This window comes from Streptomyces sp. NBC_00461, from assembly GCF_036013935.1.
Lineage (GTDB): Bacteria > Actinomycetota > Actinomycetes > Streptomycetales > Streptomycetaceae > Streptomyces.
This window is the reverse complement of record NZ_CP107902.1, coordinates 8,203,733-8,220,431: the sequence shown is the minus strand read 5'-3', so window position 1 is coordinate 8,220,431 and position 16,699 is coordinate 8,203,733. Positions and strand designations below refer to the sequence as shown.

General features: G+C 70.8%; 11 protein-coding genes and 1 pseudogene. 7 read left to right on the top strand and 5 right to left on the bottom strand.

Annotation, left to right across the window (positions count from 1 at the left end; all coding sequences use genetic code 11):
• Nucleotides 1-126: 126 nt before the first annotated feature.
• Nucleotides 127-2,805, bottom strand: a complete 2,679-nt coding sequence (locus tag OG870_RS38075; protein ID WP_327691950.1) for an FAD/NAD(P)-binding protein — start codon at nt 2,803-2,805, stop codon at nt 127-129.
• 208 nt (nt 2,806-3,013) lie between these two features.
• On the opposite strand from OG870_RS38075, the pseudogene OG870_RS38070 reads away from it, so the two are divergent.
• Together OG870_RS38070 and OG870_RS38065 are read left to right on the top strand one after the other, a co-directional pair.
• Nucleotides 3,014-3,196 (top strand): annotated as a pseudogene (locus OG870_RS38070) (hypothetical protein); the annotation flags it as partial.
• 172 nt (nt 3,197-3,368) lie between these two features.
• Entirely contained in the window at nt 3,369-4,754 is a 1,386-nt protein-coding gene (locus OG870_RS38065; protein ID WP_266591415.1) for a glycoside hydrolase family 16 protein, read from the top strand.
• Between the two features lie 85 nt (nt 4,755-4,839).
• Here OG870_RS38065 and OG870_RS38060 read toward each other — a convergent pair whose 3' ends face one another.
• From OG870_RS38060 to OG870_RS38045, 4 genes are all read right to left on the bottom strand, one after another.
• Entirely contained in the window at nt 4,840-5,862 is a 1,023-nt protein-coding gene (locus OG870_RS38060; protein WP_266525420.1) for a TolB family protein, read from the bottom strand.
• A complete protein-coding gene (locus OG870_RS38055; protein WP_266525418.1) occupies nt 5,859-7,154 on the bottom strand; it encodes an MFS transporter in 1,296 nt (431 codons plus the stop codon). Before OG870_RS38055 ends, OG870_RS38060 begins: the two co-directional genes overlap by 4 nt.
• Before the next feature lie 5 nt (nt 7,155-7,159).
• Nucleotides 7,160-8,050, bottom strand: a complete 891-nt coding sequence (locus tag OG870_RS38050; RefSeq protein ID WP_266591411.1) for an alkaline phosphatase family protein — start codon at nt 8,048-8,050, stop codon at nt 7,160-7,162.
• A gap of 193 nt (nt 8,051-8,243) precedes the next feature.
• On the bottom strand, nt 8,244-9,149 hold the full coding sequence (locus OG870_RS38045) for a helix-turn-helix transcriptional regulator (protein WP_266591409.1): 906 nt from the start codon (nt 9,147-9,149) through the stop codon (nt 8,244-8,246).
• 146 nt (nt 9,150-9,295) lie between these two features.
• Here OG870_RS38045 and tkt point away from each other — a divergent pair, with 146 nt between their 5' ends.
• From tkt to pgi, 5 genes are read left to right on the top strand one after another with little or no spacing between them, the layout of a single operon-like run.
• Nucleotides 9,296-11,371, top strand: a complete 2,076-nt coding sequence (gene tkt, locus OG870_RS38040) for a transketolase (RefSeq protein WP_266591407.1) — start codon at nt 9,296-9,298, stop codon at nt 11,369-11,371.
• A 19-nt stretch (nt 11,372-11,390) separates the two neighbouring features.
• The gene (gene tal, locus OG870_RS38035) at nt 11,391-12,536 is read left to right on the top strand and encodes a transaldolase (protein WP_266591401.1); all 1,146 of its coding nucleotides are present in this window, start codon (nt 11,391-11,393) and stop codon (nt 12,534-12,536) included.
• A complete protein-coding gene (gene zwf, locus OG870_RS38030; RefSeq protein WP_266525410.1) occupies nt 12,533-14,086 on the top strand; it encodes a glucose-6-phosphate dehydrogenase in 1,554 nt (517 codons plus the stop codon). The genes tal and zwf overlap by 4 nt, the downstream gene beginning before the upstream one ends.
• Entirely contained in the window at nt 14,083-15,018 is a 936-nt protein-coding gene (gene opcA, locus OG870_RS38025) for a glucose-6-phosphate dehydrogenase assembly protein OpcA (protein ID WP_266591399.1), read from the top strand. The genes zwf and opcA overlap by 4 nt, the downstream gene beginning before the upstream one ends.
• On the top strand, nt 15,011-16,699 hold the full coding sequence (gene pgi, locus OG870_RS38020) for a glucose-6-phosphate isomerase (protein ID WP_266591397.1): 1,689 nt from the start codon (nt 15,011-15,013) through the stop codon (nt 16,697-16,699). Before opcA ends, pgi begins: the two co-directional genes overlap by 8 nt.

Below are 16,699 nucleotides of genomic sequence, written 5' to 3'. Positions count from 1 at the left end.
TCCCGCCCCCGCGGCAAGACCCACAGCCCGACCCGCATCCGGCGGTGCCCCCTCAAGGGGCGCGGGGAACTGCGCGACCAGCCACAACGGACCCGCAGGCAAGCGACAACGCAACCCACCAAGCGCTCAGGCCGACAGGCCGGCCCGCATCCGGCGATCCCGCGGCGCCTCCTTGCGGTCCAGGCGAGTGTCCAGCAGCCGACGAGCCGCGTCGCATCGGCCCCCCGACACCAGGGCGTACAGCAGCGTCTCCTCGACCACCTCCCGCTGGGCCGCACTGCCGCCCACCCGGCACAGCACCGGCAGCAGCGCGTCGAGCCCACGCGCCGCCTCGTGGAAACGCTCCTCGACCAGCGCGACGAACGCCTCACACAAGGGCACGATGACCTCCCGCTGCACCTCGTCGGCACCGGAGGCGTGGTCGCGCAGCCGGTGCAGGGCCGGCAGATCCCCCGCGGCGGCCAGGGCGACGGCGGCGTGCAGGGCGGTGAAGGCGGTCGCCGGCCGTTCCAGTACGTCGCGCGCGACGGTGTCCAGGACGTCCGCGGCGGGCAGTTCGCCCCGCCAGCTGTCGCTCAGCCGGGCCCGCCACAGCAGCGACCCCGAGTCGACCAGCGCCCGCACGCCGGTCACCACCCGCCCCGGCGCGAGCTGGGCGAACCACCGCCTGCGCACCGCCGCCGGGTCGTCCAGGGCGAGTTCGTGCAGGGCGATGTGCCAGGAGAAGTGGGCTCGGTGCACCGCGCCCCGGCCCTGCCCGGCCACCCAGCCATCCAGCCAGTCCCGGCCCGCCTGGTGCGCGCCGGACTCGTAGTGGACGTGGGCGAGCGCGTGCACGGCATGCCCGGAGGCGGGCTCGACCGCGAGGGCGCGGTGGGCGAGTTCGCCGGCCTCGTGCAGCCGGCCCTGCTCCTGCCGGAGGAAGGCCAGCAGCGAGGTGTGGAACCAGTGGCCGTCGTGGGCCGCGGACGTCCGCTCGACCAGCCGCAGGGCCTGGTCGCCGTCGAGGTCGGAGACTCCGGAGAAGGCGATGGTCGGTACGGCGGCGGCGAGCGCGAGCGCATCGCCCGGGTGCGCGTCGAGGTGTCGTACGAGGGCCCCGCCACCCCCGTCGGCACAGTCGCCGTGCACCCGGCGCGTGACCACGTCCACGAAGGACCGCTCCCGCTCGTCGGCCCGTTCGAGGGCGGACCGCTGGGCCTCGGCGAGAGCACGCGGTACGTCGACGTCGGCGCCGCACTCGTGGCCGAGCAGGGCGAGGGCGGCATGGCCGAGGGCGAACCCGGGGTCGAGGGCGACCGCGCGGGCGAAGGCGTCGTCGGCGCCGGCCCGGACCTTGAGGACCCGGTCGAGGCCGCTGCGGTAGGCGGCGGCCGCCTCGGCGTGGGTGCTCAGAGGAAGGCCGTGTCCGTCGACGGGACGACGGGAGGGGCGGGGTGCGGGCCTCAGCGGGGCGAGCAACTGCCGTGCCAGGGCGGCCGCTTGGACGCGGATCTCGGGGATCGCGGTCGTCTCCCACAGTTCGCCTCGGCGCGGGGCGCCCAGCGTGAACAGCGGGCGACCGGCGCGCCCTTCGGCGTCCAGCAGCCGCCCGTCACGGGTGGCCACTCCCATGCCGAGCGGGCCGGGCGCGGCGGCACCGGAGGTGAGCAGTGAGCGCCACAGGGGATCGTCGAAGCGACGCCCCGGCCCCGTACAGTCGATCACCCAGCCGACGTGCAGGGTCCGGCCGTTGGAGAGCGTGACCGCGAGCGAGCCGTCGTGTTCCACCGCGTCCGTCACCGTGCCCCTGTGGACGCTGAGCCGGCGTGCCGTACGGGCCCGGGAGACGGACTCGGCGGTGGCGGGGGCCATGCGATGGCGGTGGGTGTTCCACAGGGCGCCCTCGCGGGCGACGAACTCGGCGCGGTCCTCGGGGGTGAGGCTGTGCCACAGGCGGGTGGTGTGCGGGCGCAGGCTGTCGAGGGCGGGGCGCCAGTCGCCGTGGGTGCGTACGGAGCGGCTGATGTGGCGGTAGACGGCCCTGCGCAGTCGGTCCAGCGAGGTGTCGTCGAGGTCCTCGGGCGGGCTCATCGGGCCGGCCGGGGTGAGGGCGTGCGGCTGGGGCAGCAGGCCGCTGCGGGAGAGGGCGTGGACGGTGCGGCCGGGGCGGTCCAGGGTGAGGGCGAGGTCGACGGCGGTCAGACCGGTGCCGACGAGGAGTACGTCGGCGGTGTCGGAACGCGGGCCGTCGAGGGCACCCGTGCTCCAGGGCGCGGCGACGAAGCGGGTCGAGGTGCGCAGGGCGGGCGGGGCCCAGCCGGCGGAGGGAGCCGCGGGGCCGGTGGCCAGGACGGCGCTGTGGGCGGTCAGGTGTCCCCCGTCGGCGAGGTGGAGGTCCACCCGGCCGTCGGGGGTGTCGGTACAGCTCTCGGCGCGGGTGCGCAGCCGTCGTACGGAGACCGTCCCCTGGGCCCGGACGATGGCCTGCGCGAGGGTGTCGGCGAGGTAGGCGCCGTAGCGGTAGCGGGTGGCGAAGTCGGCCGCGGTGACGGTCGGTTCGCCGTGCTGGCACAGCCAGCGGGTGAAGTGGCCGGGGTCGTCGGGGTAGCAACTCATGCCGCCCGCAGGCACGTTGAGGCGGTGGCGTGGGTCGCGTGTCGTGTACGCGGTGCCGCGGCCCGCTTCCGGTGACGGGTCGAGCAGGACCAGGTCGAGCGGTGTCCGGCGGCGCGTCGCCGTCTCGCAGAGCTGGACGGCGGTCAGAGTGCCCGCCGCGCCCGCTCCGACGACGGCCACGGTGTGCGGCTCGCGGACTTCGGTCACGTATACCTCCGGCGATGGTCGGTCGTTCGCAGTTTTCGAACTGTTCCGACCGGGAGGTGGGGAAGCCATGCCGTGGCGGGGATCTCAGCGGATACTCAGGGCCCCGGTCGGGCCGCTCATACTCTGTTCACAAACCCTGGGGCCGGGACAACCGTGGTTTCGGGCCTTCTCAGCGCGAGTCCTCACAGGAATCTCAGGAACCGGCCCTGGCGCGAACGACACCTCGGTGGACGGCTACACGTTCTACGACAGCTCGATGCTCGGTGATGTGGTCAAGGTCAGGAACTCGGGCGAGAAGACCGTCGATCCGGCCAACGGCCTCAACGGCTGGAACCTGTCGTGGGCGGAGTGGCGGGCGGGGAGTGCGGTCGGCTCATGGGGCAGCTCATAAGGCGGCACAAACGTCGTTCATGGGGTGAACCCACCTGCGCGGGAAGGACTTTCCTTGCTTTAACTCTTGACGGCCGGAGTGGCCGGGAGCACATTGGGCCCACGTTGAGAGCGCTCTCAAATGCGCAGGCACCCCCGCAGCCCATCACTCCGTACCCGAGAGGCACCCCCCTATGAGTGCAACTTCCGGCATACCCAGACGGCGACGCGCACTCATCGCCGTACTCAGCACGCTCGGCCTGGCGGCGGTGCTCGCCACGACCGCCACCCAGTCCGCCGACGCCTCCGCGCCCACGCCCCCGTCGGGCTGGACCCAGACCTTCCTCGACGACTTCAACGGCGCCGCGGGCAACGGCGTGAACACCTCCAACTGGCAGTACGACACCGGGACCTCGTATCCGGGCGGCCCCGCCAACTGGGGCACCGGCGAGGTCGAGACGATGACGAACAGCACCGGCAACGTCTCCCTCGACGGCAACGGCAACCTCCGCATCACCCCGCTGCGCGACTCGGCCGGCCGCTGGACCTCGGGCCGTATCGAGACCACCCGTACCGACTTCCAGCCCCCGGCCGGCGGCAAGCTGCGCGTCGAGGCCCGGATCCAGATGCCCAACGTCACGGGCACCGCCGCCGAGGGCTACTGGCCGGCGTTCTGGGCGCTGGGTGCCCCCTACCGCGGCAACTACCAGAACTGGCCGGGCGTGGGCGAGTTGGACGTGATGGAGAACGTCCAGGGCCTGAACAAGGTCTGGGCGACGATGCACTGCGGCACGAACCCCGGCGGCCCGTGCAACGAGACGACGGGCATCGGCAACTCCGTCGCCTGCCCGGGCACCACGTGCCAGTCGGGCTTCCACACCTACAGCATGGAGTGGGACCGCTCGGTGAGCCCGGAGGCGATCCGCTTCTACGTCGACGGCGTCAACTACCACACGGTCACGGCGAATCAGGTCGACGCGACGACCTGGGCCAACGCGACCAACCACGGCTACTTCCTCATCCTGAACGTGGCGATGGGCGGCGCCTTCCCCGACGCGCTCGGCGGTGGCCTGGACGGCGACACCCAGTCGGGCCACCCGATGGTCGTCGACTACGTCCAGGTGTTGTCGGCCACCGGAAGCGGCACCACGCCCCCGCCGACCGGCAACCGTGACGCCTACAGCACCATCCAGGCCGAGTCGTACGACAGCCAGTCCGGCACCAGCGCGGAGACCACCGCCGACACCGGCGGCGGCCAGGACATCGGCTCCCTGGCCAACGGCGACTGGGCCCTCTACAAGGGCGTCGACTTCGGCTCCACGGCGGCCACCCAGTTCCACGCGCGCGTGGCGAGCGGCGCCGGCTCCGGCGTGAGCGGCCTGGTCGAGGTCCGCCTGGACAGCCGGACCAGCACGCCCATCGGCAGCTTCTCCCTCGCCAACACCGGAGGCTGGCAGACCTGGAGGACGGTCCCGGCCAACATCAGTTCGGTGACCGGCACACACGACGTCTATCTGACCTTCACCAGCGGCCAGCCGGCGGACTTCGTGAACGTGAACTGGTTCGACTTCGGGCACTGACCGACGCGTTGACGTCGCCCCGCGAGACCGGTCGGCCTCGCGGGGCATCGGCAGGTCGTGGCCCGCCTCGCCCCGCCCCGGCCCGTCACCCCAGATAGGCCGGGGCGAGGGCGGAGGTCATCAGGCGGCGGGCCGTGCCGGTGCCGTCGGCGGGGACGGTCCACAGGTCCGAGCCGTAGTCGCCGGGGAGGGCGTAGACGAGGGTGGAGTCGTCGGACCACAGGGCCTGGTCGTCGATGTTGCGCGACTCGGCGGTCACGGTCTCCTTCATGGTCCGCAGGTTCAGGACGTACAGCCGCCAAGGGGCGTCGGGGGAAGCTCCCTTGACGCGTTTCTTGTACGCGATCCGGGTGCCGTCGGGTGAGAGGGAGGGGCATTCGACGTTGCGGTGCAGGGTGGTGAGGGTGCGTGCGGTGACGTCGCCCCGGACCAGGTAGGTCTGGCCGCCGGTCGCCAAGGTGGCGTAGAAGCGGTTGTCGTCGGCGAAGGTGACACCCCAGACGTTGGTGTCCGCGGCGTGGTAGGACCGGCCGTCCTTGACGACGCGGAAGGTCTCCAGGTTGTCGTCGACGGCCCAGGTGCGGGTGTCGACGATGGCGGTTCGGGTGGAGAAGTTGGTGCCGGCGTACGAGTCTCCGCTGACGAAGACCGTCCAGGCGGCCATGTGGCCGGAGGGCGAGACCCGGGCCCGGGTGGGGATTCCGGCTGCCGGGAAGCTGTGCCGCTTGTGCAGGTGCGTGTCGAGCACCACCGCGCGGTAGGTGTCCTCCAGGGGGCCGTGCACGGACTGCAGGCAGATGCCGGTGCCGGCTGCCGCGTGGAAGCGCAGGCACTTGACGCCGGACACGGTGCGCGGGCCCCGCGGATCGTCGGCGGGCACCGTGGCGATCTCGTCGCGGTGCGGGCCCCAGGCCAGATTGCGCACCAGCAGGCGGCGTTGAGCCGTCGGCCGGAGCGAGACGGTGCCGGCCCGCACGGTCGGACCGTCCGCCTGCTGCTGGTCCTTGATGCCCGACCGGTGGGCGGCGTACAGCACGGAGCCGGTGCCGACCGCGCCGAGCAGGACGACGGCGGCCAGCAGGATCACCAGGCGGGTTGTTCGGGTCATGCGGGCACCTCATCGGCGGTTGCGGGCGCCTCATCGGCGGTACGGAGGACGAACGAGGCCACGACGGCGCTGACGGCCAGTGCGGCGGCGGTGACGGCGAGCGCGCTCCGACCGCCCCACAGGCTCCAGGCCGCACCGAAGGCGAGGGAGCAGGCGAACCGGGCCAGCGCCTGCCCGGTGCCCACCAACGCCTGCCCGGCACCCTGGTGTTGTGCCGGAACAGCCCCCGCGGTGGCCGCAGCGAGCACTCCGTCGGTGGCCGCGTAGAAGGTGCCGTGCAGGACGAGGACGGCGACCACGGCGGGGACGCCGTGCCACGGGGAGAGCACCAGGCCGTAGCCGAGCAGCAGGACGCCGTGGCCGGCCAGGAAGAGGCGGCGGCGGTTGACGCGGTCGGCCAGGGCGCCGAGCGGGACGGCCAGCAGCAGGAAGAAGGCGGCCGTGCCCAACGGCAGCAGCGGGAACAGGTGGGCGGGCAGGTCGCTTTCGCGCTGGAGCAGCAGATACAGGAAGGAGTCGCTCACGGTGGTCAGGCCGAGCAGGGTCGCGCACACCGTGAGCCGGCGCAGCTGCGGGCGGTGCAGCAGCGCGAGCGCGTCCCGCAGTGTCGGCCGGGGGCCGGGCTCGGGCGGCCGTACGGCATCGGCGGGGGCGACGATGCGGCGGGGCACGAACAGCACCAGGACCAGGACGCCGAGTACGGCGACGCAGCCGCTGACCGCGAAGACCGCGTCATAACCGTCGACGGTGGCGCGCAGGACGGCGAAGGCGACGAGCGGGCCGAGCAGCGCACCGGTGGTGTCCATGGCGCGGTGCACCCCGAACGCCCGTCCCCGGTGCTCGGGTTCGGTGGCCAGGGAGATCATCGCGTCCCGGGGTGCGGTGCGCAGGCCCTTGCCGGTGCGGTCGGCCGCGAGCACGGCGCTGATCACGGGGAGGGTGTGGGCGAGCAGCAGCAGTGGCTTGCACAGCGCCGACAGGCCGTAGCCGACGCCGGCCACGATCTTGTGTCGGCGGCCTCCCCGGTCGGCGAGGTGACCGCCGGCCAGCCTGACCAGGGCGCCGACGCCGTTGTTGATGCCGTCGAGGAGACCGAACCCGAGCGGCGACAGACCGAGGCCCGCGACCACGTAGAGCGGAAGCACGGCCGTGACCATCTCCGAGGAGATGTCCGTGATCAGGCTGACCGCGCCCAGGGCCAGCACGGTGGCGGGCACGGCGGCCGGCCGCCGCCCCGGACGGGAGTCCGGGGCGACGGCGGCCTTGGTGCTGCGGGAGTCCGCGAGATACACGGGCGTCAGTTCCAGATGCCGCTGATGTCGGAGGCGGAGGCGGCGTTGCCCGCGTGCGCGCTCAGACCGGCCAGGTCCTCCACGGTCCGCAGGACGTTGTAGTGGTTGTAGGTGGTCGCGCTGGAGCTGCCGGGCGTGACGTGCTGCCCGTAGAAGAGAGTGGGGATGCGGTTGCCGGACTGCTTGTTGTCCTCGTCGAAGGTGACGGCGAGGATGCTGTTGTGGGTCTGGGCCCAGGTGGCGTACGCGCCCAGGTTGTCCTTGATCCAGGTGTCGCCCGTGGAGACCGAGCAGTCGTGCATGTCACTGCACAGGTTCGGGGTGACGAAGGAGACCTTGGGCAGGGTCGTGTAGTCGGTCGGGAACTGCGCGAAGGTCATCGCGGTGTTGGTCGGCACGTTGGAGAAGCCGAACCAAGGGTTGTGCTTCTGCGCGTAGTTGCCGCTGCTGCAGGTCGTCGAACCCTGGCTGGGCAGCGACTCGTTGTAGCTCTTCCAGCTCTTGCCGGCGGCGATCAGCTCGGAGGCGAGGTTGGGTGCGGAGATGGATCCGACACCCACACAACTGTCGTCGGTGCGGCCCTGGTTGGAGCCCGAGAACAGCATGTAGTAGTTCGGCTCACTGGGGTGGGTGAGACCGTAGGACTGCGTGAGGTTCGCGCCACCCGCCTTGAGGGTGTTGTTGAGGTACGGGGCGCTGGAGCTGCCGATCACCTGCGAATAGGCGTGGTTCTCCATCACCACGACCACCACGTGGTCGGGGGTCGGGAGAGCGGCTGCCTGAGCCGTGGAGGCCGTGACGGTCCACAGCCCGATCGACGTGGCGGTGAGGGCGACGGCCCCGGCGAGAGCGGTGAGGGAACGGCTGTTGCGCTTGGGTGCCTTGACGGCGGTCATAACTGTCCTCCGGACAGAGGTGACGGACGCGCGGGGGGAGGCGCCGTAACGCTAGAGGTTCTTTACCCGCCTCTGAGTGAAGGCCAGACGAACCGTTGGGCCCACCAGGCAAAGATCACGTCATGCACAGCCCATGCACAGCAAAGGACGCGTCGGGCACGCACCGACCCGTCGTCGGTACCGGCGCACTCCGTCAGCGCAGCTCCGCCCGGAACGCCGCCGGTGTCAACTCCGTGTGCTGCTGGAAGAACTTGGAGAAGTTCGCGGCGTCCGGGAAGCCGATCGCGGCGCCGACGCGGCCGATCGGCATGTCGGTGTGGGCCAGGAGGCGCTTGGCCTCCAGGACGACCCGTTTGTCGATGAAGCCCTTGGGGGTCTCGCCGGTGGCGGCGCGGACCGCGCGGACGAGGGTGCGGCGGGAGTACCCGAGGGAGTCGGCGTAGGCGCTGACGCTGTGGTTGGTGGCGAAGCTCTTCTCCACGGCGTCCCGGAAGAGCGTGAAGGTCGTGTCCGACTGACGGCGCGCCGCCTCCGCCGAACTGGCCGCCAGATGCGCGAGGCGCAGCAGGAACGCCGTCAGGGAGTGGCGCAGTACCGCGGTGTGCAGGCTCAGCGGCAGCGTCGCGGTGTCCTCGTACTCGCGTTGCAGCTGGGCGAGGGAGGAGCGGAGGCCGTCCAGCCGGGGTGCGTCCGGGTGGAGCAGGGGCGGCAGGTCGTAGCGGTAGAGGCCGGTCGCCTCCACCGTGGCGCGGGGCAGAAAGCCGGGCTGCATGGTCAGGACGGTTCCGCGGTACTCGCTGGTGCGCGAGAAACGGTGGACCTGTCCCGGACGGATCCACAGCACATCGCCGCCCGACGCCTCGTGCTCCGCGAAGTCGATCATGTGGCGGACGGACCCGCCCTCGAAGAGCATCACCACGTGGAAGTCGATGCGGTGCACACGCTCCAGCGGAGCCTCGGCGTGCCAGGTCCGTCCGGCCCCCATCGGGCCGACCTGGATGCCGACTCCACCCACGCTCAGCTCGACCGGGAAGGGGAACGTTCGAATGCCGTCCACCTGGCCGTCATCGTCTCCACCTTGGATGGTTCTGTCCGCCATGTCCTTCTCACGCCGCCCGGCCGAAGCTCTCCGTGTCCCACTTTCACCACAGGCTGACACACGCCGACCTTCCACCGTAAAAGTCAGACTTTTAAGTTTGAAGGCATCAGAGCAGTTACGACGCTTCGATCGAGGATTTCTTGAAGATGAGTACGCAGACACCGGACAGCATCGAATGGACCGACCTGGACCGGCGTGCCGTCGACACCGCCCGTCTGCTGGCGGCCGACGCCGTGCAGAAGGTCGGCAACGGTCACCCTGGCACGGCGATGAGCCTGGCCCCGGCCGCGTACACGATCTTTCAGAAGGTGATGCGTCACGATCCCGCCGACCCCGAGTGGACCGGTCGGGATCGTTTCGTTCTCTCCCCGGGCCACACCTCGCTGACCCTCTACACCCAGCTCTTCCTGTCGGGGTACGAAGTCGAGCTGGATGACCTGAAGGCCTTCCGGACGCACGGGTCCAAGACGCCCGGTCACCCCGAGTACGGGCACACCGCCGGCGTCGAGACCACCACCGGTCCGCTCGGCCAGGGCGTCGCCAACGCCGTCGGCATGGCGATGGCCGCCCGGTACGAGCGCGGGCTGTTCGACCCTCAGGCCCCCGAGGGCACCTCCCCCTTCGACCACACGATCTGGGCGATCGTCTCCGACGGCGACCTGGAGGAGGGCGTATCCGCCGAGGCCTCCTCCCTGGCCGGCCACCAGAGGCTCGGCAACCTGGTCTTCCTCTACGACGACAACCACATCTCCATCGAGGGCGACACCGCGACCGCGTTCTCCGAGGACGTGCTGAAGCGGTACGAGGCCTACGGCTGGCACGTGCAGCGCGTCGAGCCCTCGCTCGGCGGCGACACCGACGTACCGGCTCTGTACGCGGCGCTGAGGGCCGCGCAGGCCGAGACCGGCCGGCCCTCCATCATCGCGATGCGCACGATCATCGCCTGGCCCGCCCCGAACGCGCAGAACACCGAGGCCTCCCACGGCTCCGCGCTCGGCGCCGACGAGATCGCCGCCACCAAGCGCATCCTCGGCTTCGACCCCGAGCAGTCCTTCCAGGTGGACGCCGACGTCCTCGCCCACGCCCGGGGGGCCCTGGACCGCGGTACCGAGGCGCACGCCGCCTGGGACAAGCAGCTCGACAAGTGGCGCGGCGCCAACCCCGAGCGCGCCGAGCTGTTCGACCGGATCGTGGCCGGGCAGCTGCCCGAGGGCTGGGAGTCCGAGATCCCCGTCTTCGAGGAGGGCAAGGCGGTCGCCACTCGTGCCGCTTCCGGCAAGGTGCTGCAGGCCCTCGGCCCGGTGCTGCCCGAGCTGTGGGGCGGCTCCGCCGACCTGGCCGGTTCGAACAACACCACCATCGACAAGACGTCGTCCTTCCTGCCGAAGGGCAACCCGCTGCCCGAGGCCGACCCGTACGGCCGAACGGTCCACTTCGGCATCCGCGAGTTCTCGATGGCCGCGGAGATGAACGGCATCGCCCTGCACGGCAACACCCGCATCTACGGCGGCACCTTCCTGGTGTTCTCCGACTACATGCGCAACGCGGTACGGATGTCGGCGCTCATGCAGCTTCCGGTGACGTACGTCTGGACCCACGACTCCATCGGCCTCGGCGAGGACGGGCCGACCCACCAGCCGGTCGAGCACCTGGCCTCGCTGCGCGCCATCCCCGGCCTGAACGTCGTCCGCCCCGCCGACGCCAACGAGACGGCGATCGCCTGGGCCGAGATCCTCAAGCGGCACGCCACCGACCCCGCTCCGCACGGACTCGCGCTCACCCGTCAGGGCGTGCCGACGTACGCGCCCAACCCGGATGCGGCGAAGGGCGGTTACGTCCTCAAGGAGTCCTCCACCAGGACTCCGGACGTCGTCCTGATCGCCACCGGCTCCGAGGTCCAGCTCGCCGTCGCCGCGCGTGAGCAGCTGGAGGCCGAGGGGATCGGCGCCCGCGTGGTGTCGATGCCGTCCGTGGAGTGGTTCGAGGAGCAGCCGCGCGAGTACCGCGAGCAGGTCCTTCCGCCGTCCGTGCGAGCGCGTGTCGCTGTCGAGGCCGGGATCGGTCTGACGTGGTACCGGTTCACGGGTGACGCAGGACGCATCGTCTCCCTCGAACACTTCGGCGCCTCCGCCGACGCCAAGACCCTGTTCGGCGAGTTCGGCTTCACCCCCGAGAACGTCGCCGCCGCCGCCCGGGAATCCCTCGCCGCCGCCCGCGGTTGATCCGATCGCCAGAAAGAAGATGATCACTGTGACCGAAGCAACCGCGCCTGCGGGAGCACTCAAGCGCCTCAGCGACGAAGGCGTCTCCATCTGGCTCGACGACCTGTCGCGCAGGCGGATCGAGTCCGGCAACCTCGCCGAACTCGTCGAGAACAAGCACGTGGTGGGCGTGACCACCAACCCGTCCATCTTCCAGGCCGCCATCGGCTCCGGCGCGGGCTACGAGGAGCAGCTCGCCGACCTCGCCGTGCGCGGCGTCACGGTCGACGAGGCCGTACGCATGATGACCACCGCGGACGTGCGTGCCGCCGCCGACATACTGCGGCCCGTGCACGACGCCACCGGCGGCCGCGACGGCCGGGTCTCCATCGAGGTCGACCCGCGCCTCGCCCAGCAGACGGCGGCCACGATCGCCGAGGCCAAGCAGCTCGCCTGGCTCGTGGACCGCCCCAACGTCATGATCAAGATCCCGGCGACCAAGGCGGGCCTCCCGGCGATCACCGAGGTCATCGGCCTCGGTATCAGCGTCAACGTCACGCTGATCTTCTCCCTGGAGCGCTACCGCGAGGTCATGGACGCCTATCTGGCGGGCCTGGAGAAGGCCGCCGCGAAGGGCCTGGACCTCTCCGCCATCCACTCCGTGGCCTCCTTCTTCGTCTCCCGTGTCGACTCCGAGATCGACAAGCGGCTGACCGTGCTGGGCACGGCCGAGGCCCTCGCGCTCAAGGGCAGGGCGGCGCTCGCCAACGCGCGGCTCGCCTACGAGGCTTACGAGGATGTCTTCGGAGGCGAGCGCTGGGCCGCCCTCGCCGGCGCCAAGGGCAACAGGCAGCGCCCGCTGTGGGCCTCGACCGGCGTGAAGGACCCGGCGTACAAGGACACCCTGTACGTCGACGAGCTGGTCGCCCCCGGCACCGTCAACACCATGCCGGAGGCCACCCTCGACGCCACCGCCGACCACGGCGACATCACCGGCGACACGGTGACCGGCGGCTACGCGCAGGCCCGCGCCGACCTGGCGGCCGTGGAAGCGCTCGGGATCTCCTACGACCAGGTCGTGAAGCAGTTGGAGGACGAGGGCGTCGCCAAGTTCGAGGTGGCCTGGCAGGACCTGCTGAACGCCGTGACGAAGTCCCTGGACAGCAAGGGAGTTGACGCAGCATGACCGAGAAAGCAGTGGTCGGGGCCGGACTCGACTGGACCAACCCGTTGCGCGACGAGCGCGACCGCCGGCTGCCGCGTATCGCGGGTCCGTCCGGTCTCGTCATCTTCGGTGTCACCGGCGACCTGTCCCGCAAGAAGCTGATGCCCGCCGTCTACGACCTCGCCAACCGCGGCCTGCTGCCGCCGGGCTTCTCCCTGGTCGGGTTCGCCCGCCGGGACTGGGAGGACCAGGACTTCGCGCAGGTCGTGCACGACGCGGTCCGCGAGCACGCGCGCACCGAGTTCCGCGAGGAGGTCTGGCAGCAGCTGGCCGAGGGCATGCGCTTCGTTCCGGGCGACTTCGACGACGACACGGCGTTCAAGCAGCTGAAGTCGGCCGTTGACGAGCTGGACGCCTCCCGCGGCACGGGCGGCAACTTCGCCTTCTACCTCTCCGTACCGCCGAAGTTCTTCCCCAAGGTCGTCCAGCAGCTGAAGAAGCACGGTCTGGCACGGGCCCGGGAGGGCTCCTGGCGGCGTGCGGTGATCGAGAAGCCGTTCGGGCACGACCTGGCGAGCGCGCGCGACCTGAACGCGCTCCTGCACGACGTGTTCGAGCCGGACCAGGTGTTCCGCATCGACCACTACCTGGGCAAGGAGACCGTCCAGAACATCCTGGCGCTCCGCTTCGCCAACCAGATGTACGAGCCGATCTGGAACCGGTCCTACGTCGACCACATCCAGATCACGATGGCCGAGGACATCGGTATCGGCGGCCGGGCCGGGTACTACGACGGCATCGGCGCCGCCCGTGACGTCATCCAGAACCACCTCCTCCAGCTGATGGCGCTCACCGCGATGGAGGAGCCCATCGCCTTCGACGCCGAGTCGCTGCTCACCGAGAAGCTCAAGGTCCTCAAGTCGGTGCGGGTGCCGGAGAAGCTGGGCGAGCACACCGTTCTCGCGCAGTACGCCGAGGGCTGGCAGGGCGGCGCCAAGGTGCCCGGCTACCTGCAGGAGGACGGCATCGACCCGCGGTCGAAGACCGACACCTACGCGGCCGTCAAGCTGGAGGTGGACAACCGCCGTTGGGCGGGCGTCCCGTTCTATCTGCGCACCGGCAAGCGCCTGGGCCGCCGGGTCACCGAGATCGCGGTCGTCTTCCAGCGGGCCCCGCACTCCCCCTTCGACTCCTCCGCCACGGAGGAGCTCGGCCAGAACGCGATCGTCATCCGCGTCCAGCCCGACGAGGGCATGACGGTGCGGTTCGGCTCCAAGGTGCCCGGCACCTCCATGGAGATCCGGGACGTGTCGATGGACTTCGCCTACGGCGAGTCGTTCACCGAGTCCTCCCCGGAGGCGTACGAGCGCCTCATCCTGGACGTGCTGCTCGGCGACGCCAACCTGTTCCCCCGTCACCAGGAAGTGGAAGAGTCCTGGAAGATCCTCGACCCGATCGAGAAGTACTGGGCGCAGCACGGCAAGCCCCCGCAGTACCCCTCGGGAAGCTGGGGACCCGAGGAAGCCGACGAGATGCTCGCACGAGACGGACGGAGCTGGCGCAGGCCATGAAGATCGACCTGACCGACACCACGGCAAGCAAGATCAACAAGGCGCTGGTGCAGGGCCGCCGCGCCATCGGCACCCCCGCCGTGGGCATGGTCCTGACGATGGTCATCGTCACGGACGAGGAGAACGCCTACGACGCGATCAAGGCGGCCGAGGAGGCCTCGCACGAGCACCCCTCGCGCACCCTGGTCGTCATCAAGCGACACGCCCGCACCCCGCGCGACCGCATGGCGTCCAAGCTGGACGCGGAGGTGCGGGTGGGCGCCGACGCGGGCACCGGCGAGACAGTGGTGCTGCGCACCTACGGCGAGGTGTCCGACCACGCCGGCTCCGTCGTCCTGCCGCTGCTGCTGCCGGACGCGCCGGTCGTGGTGTGGTGGCCGGTGGACGCGCCAAAGGTGCCCGCCAAGGACCCGCTGGGCGCCCTCGCCCAGCGCAGGATCACCGACCTGTACGCGGTGGAGAACCCGATGGAGGCGCTGGAGCAGCGGGCCCGTTCCTACGCGCCCGGTGACACCGACCTCGCCTGGACCCGGCTGACCCCGTGGCGTTCGATGCTGGCTGCGGCCCTGGACCAGGCCCGCAGCAGGATCATCTCGGGGGCCGTGGAGGCGGAGGCCGAGAACCCGGCGGCGGAGCTGCTGGCGCGCTGGCTGGAGGCGCGGCTGAACGTGAGGATCGACCGTGTCGTCACCGCCGGCCCGGTCGTGACGGCCGTCCGTCTCGGGACCGAGCAGGGCGAGATCGTCATCGACCGCCCCGAGGGCCCGCTGGCCACGCTGGCCCTGCCGGACCAGCCTCCGCGCACCCTCGCGCTCAAGGTCCGCACCACCTCCGAACTCATCGCCGAGGAGCTGCGGCGCCTCGACGCGGACGAGATGTACGCCGTCGCCCTGCGCGGCGAGGCCACCAAGGAGACCCCCTCACATGTCTGACTCTTCGTCCGACTCCCCCAGGCTCAGCCGCCGGCCCGAGTGGACGGCGCTGGAGGACCACCGCGCGGACGTGCTGCAGCGCCCGCGGCTGCGTGAGCTGTTCGCGCAGGACCCCGGGCGCGCCGAGCGGTACGTCGTGCGCGTCGGTGACCTGCGCATCGACTACTCCAAGCACCTGGTCAACGACGAGACCCTCGCTCTGCTGCGGGAACTGGCCGTCGCCACCGATGTGTCCGGTCTGCGCGACGCCATGTTCCGCGGCGAGAAGATCAACGTCACCGAGGACCGGGCGGTGCTGCACACCGCACTGCGCGCGCCCCGAGACGCGGTGATCGAGGTCGACGGCGAGAACGTCGTGCCCGAGGTCCACGCGGTCCTCGACAAGATGAGCGCCTTCGCCGAGCGGGTCCGTTCGGGCGAGTGGACCGGTCACACCGGCAAGCGCATCCGCAACGTCGTCAACATCGGCATCGGCGGCTCCGACCTCGGTCCGGCGATGGCGTACGAGGCGCTGCGCACCTTCACGGCACGGGAGTTGACGTTCCGTTTCGTCTCGAACGTGGACGGCGCCGACCTCCATGAGGCGGTGCGGGACCTGGACCCGGCGGAGACGCTGTTCATCGTCGCGTCCAAGACGTTCACCACGATCGAGACCATCACCAACGCCACGTCGGCCCGCACCTGGCTGCTGGCCGGCCTCGGCGGCGACGACAAGGCGGTCGCCCGGCACTTCGTCGCGCTGTCGACGAACGCCGGCAAGGTCGGCGAGTTCGGCATCGACCCGGACAACATGTTCGAGTTCTGGGACTGGGTCGGCGGCCGCTACTCCTTCGACTCGGCGATCGGCCTGTCGTTGATGATCGCCATCGGTCCGGACCGCTTCCGCGAGCTGCTCGACGGCTTCCGCATCGTCGACGAGCACTTCCGAAACGCGCCCGCCGAGGCCAACGCCCCGCTGATTCTGGGCTTGTTGGGCATCTGGTACGGCAACTTCTTCGACGCCCAGTCGCATGCCGTGCTGCCGTACAGCCACTACCTGTCGAAGTTCACCGCGTATCTGCAGCAGCTGGACATGGAGTCCAACGGCAAGTCGGTGGACCGTGACGGCCAGGTGGTCGGATGGGAGACCGGCCCGGTGGTGTGGGGCACGCCCGGCACCAACGGTCAGCACGCGTACTACCAGTTGATCCACCAGGGCACCCGGCTCATCCCCGCCGACCTGATCGGCTTCGCCCGTCCGGCCGGCGAGCTGAGCGACGAACTGGCGGCCCAGCACGACCTGTTGATGGCCAACCTGTTCGCTCAGGGCCAGGCGCTGGCCTTCGGCAAGACCGCGGACGAGGTGCGCGCGGAGGGGGTCGCCGAGGAACAGGTGGCGCACCGCACCTTCCTGGGCAACCACCCCACGACCACGATCCTGGCGCGCGAGCTGACCCCCTCGGTGCTGGGGCAGCTGATCGCCCTGTACGAGCACAAGGTGTTCGTCCAGGGCGCCGTCTGGAACATCGACTCCTTCGACCAGTGGGGCGTCGAACTCGGCAAGGTCCTCGCCAAGCGCGTCGAGCCCGCCCTGACCGAGACGTATACGTCAGCCGCTGCCGCGGCGGGGTCCGTCCCCGGCCTCGATCCATCCACCACCGCTCTCGTGGCCGCGTACCGCGAACTCAAGGAAGGCAACTGA

Excerpts from the sequence above, each read along its gene's own strand:
- OG870_RS38065 (WP_266591415.1), top strand. The coding sequence starts at position 3,369 with ATGAGTGCAACTTCCGGCATACCCAGACGGCGACGCGCACTCATCGCC.
- OG870_RS38060 (WP_266525420.1), bottom strand. The coding sequence starts at position 5,862 with ATGACCCGAACAACCCGCCTGGTGATCCTGCTGGCCGCCGTCGTCCTG.
- OG870_RS38050 (WP_266591411.1), bottom strand. The coding sequence starts at position 8,050 with ATGACCGCCGTCAAGGCACCCAAGCGCAACAGCCGTTCCCTCACCGCT.
- OG870_RS38045 (WP_266591409.1), bottom strand. The coding sequence starts at position 9,149 with ATGGCGGACAGAACCATCCAAGGTGGAGACGATGACGGCCAGGTGGAC.
- tkt (WP_266591407.1), top strand. The coding sequence starts at position 9,296 with ATGAGTACGCAGACACCGGACAGCATCGAATGGACCGACCTGGACCGG.
- tal (WP_266591401.1), top strand. The coding sequence starts at position 11,391 with ATGATCACTGTGACCGAAGCAACCGCGCCTGCGGGAGCACTCAAGCGC.
- zwf (WP_266525410.1), top strand. The coding sequence starts at position 12,533 with ATGACCGAGAAAGCAGTGGTCGGGGCCGGACTCGACTGGACCAACCCG.
- opcA (WP_266591399.1), top strand. The coding sequence starts at position 14,083 with ATGAAGATCGACCTGACCGACACCACGGCAAGCAAGATCAACAAGGCG.
- pgi (WP_266591397.1), top strand. The coding sequence starts at position 15,011 with ATGTCTGACTCTTCGTCCGACTCCCCCAGGCTCAGCCGCCGGCCCGAG.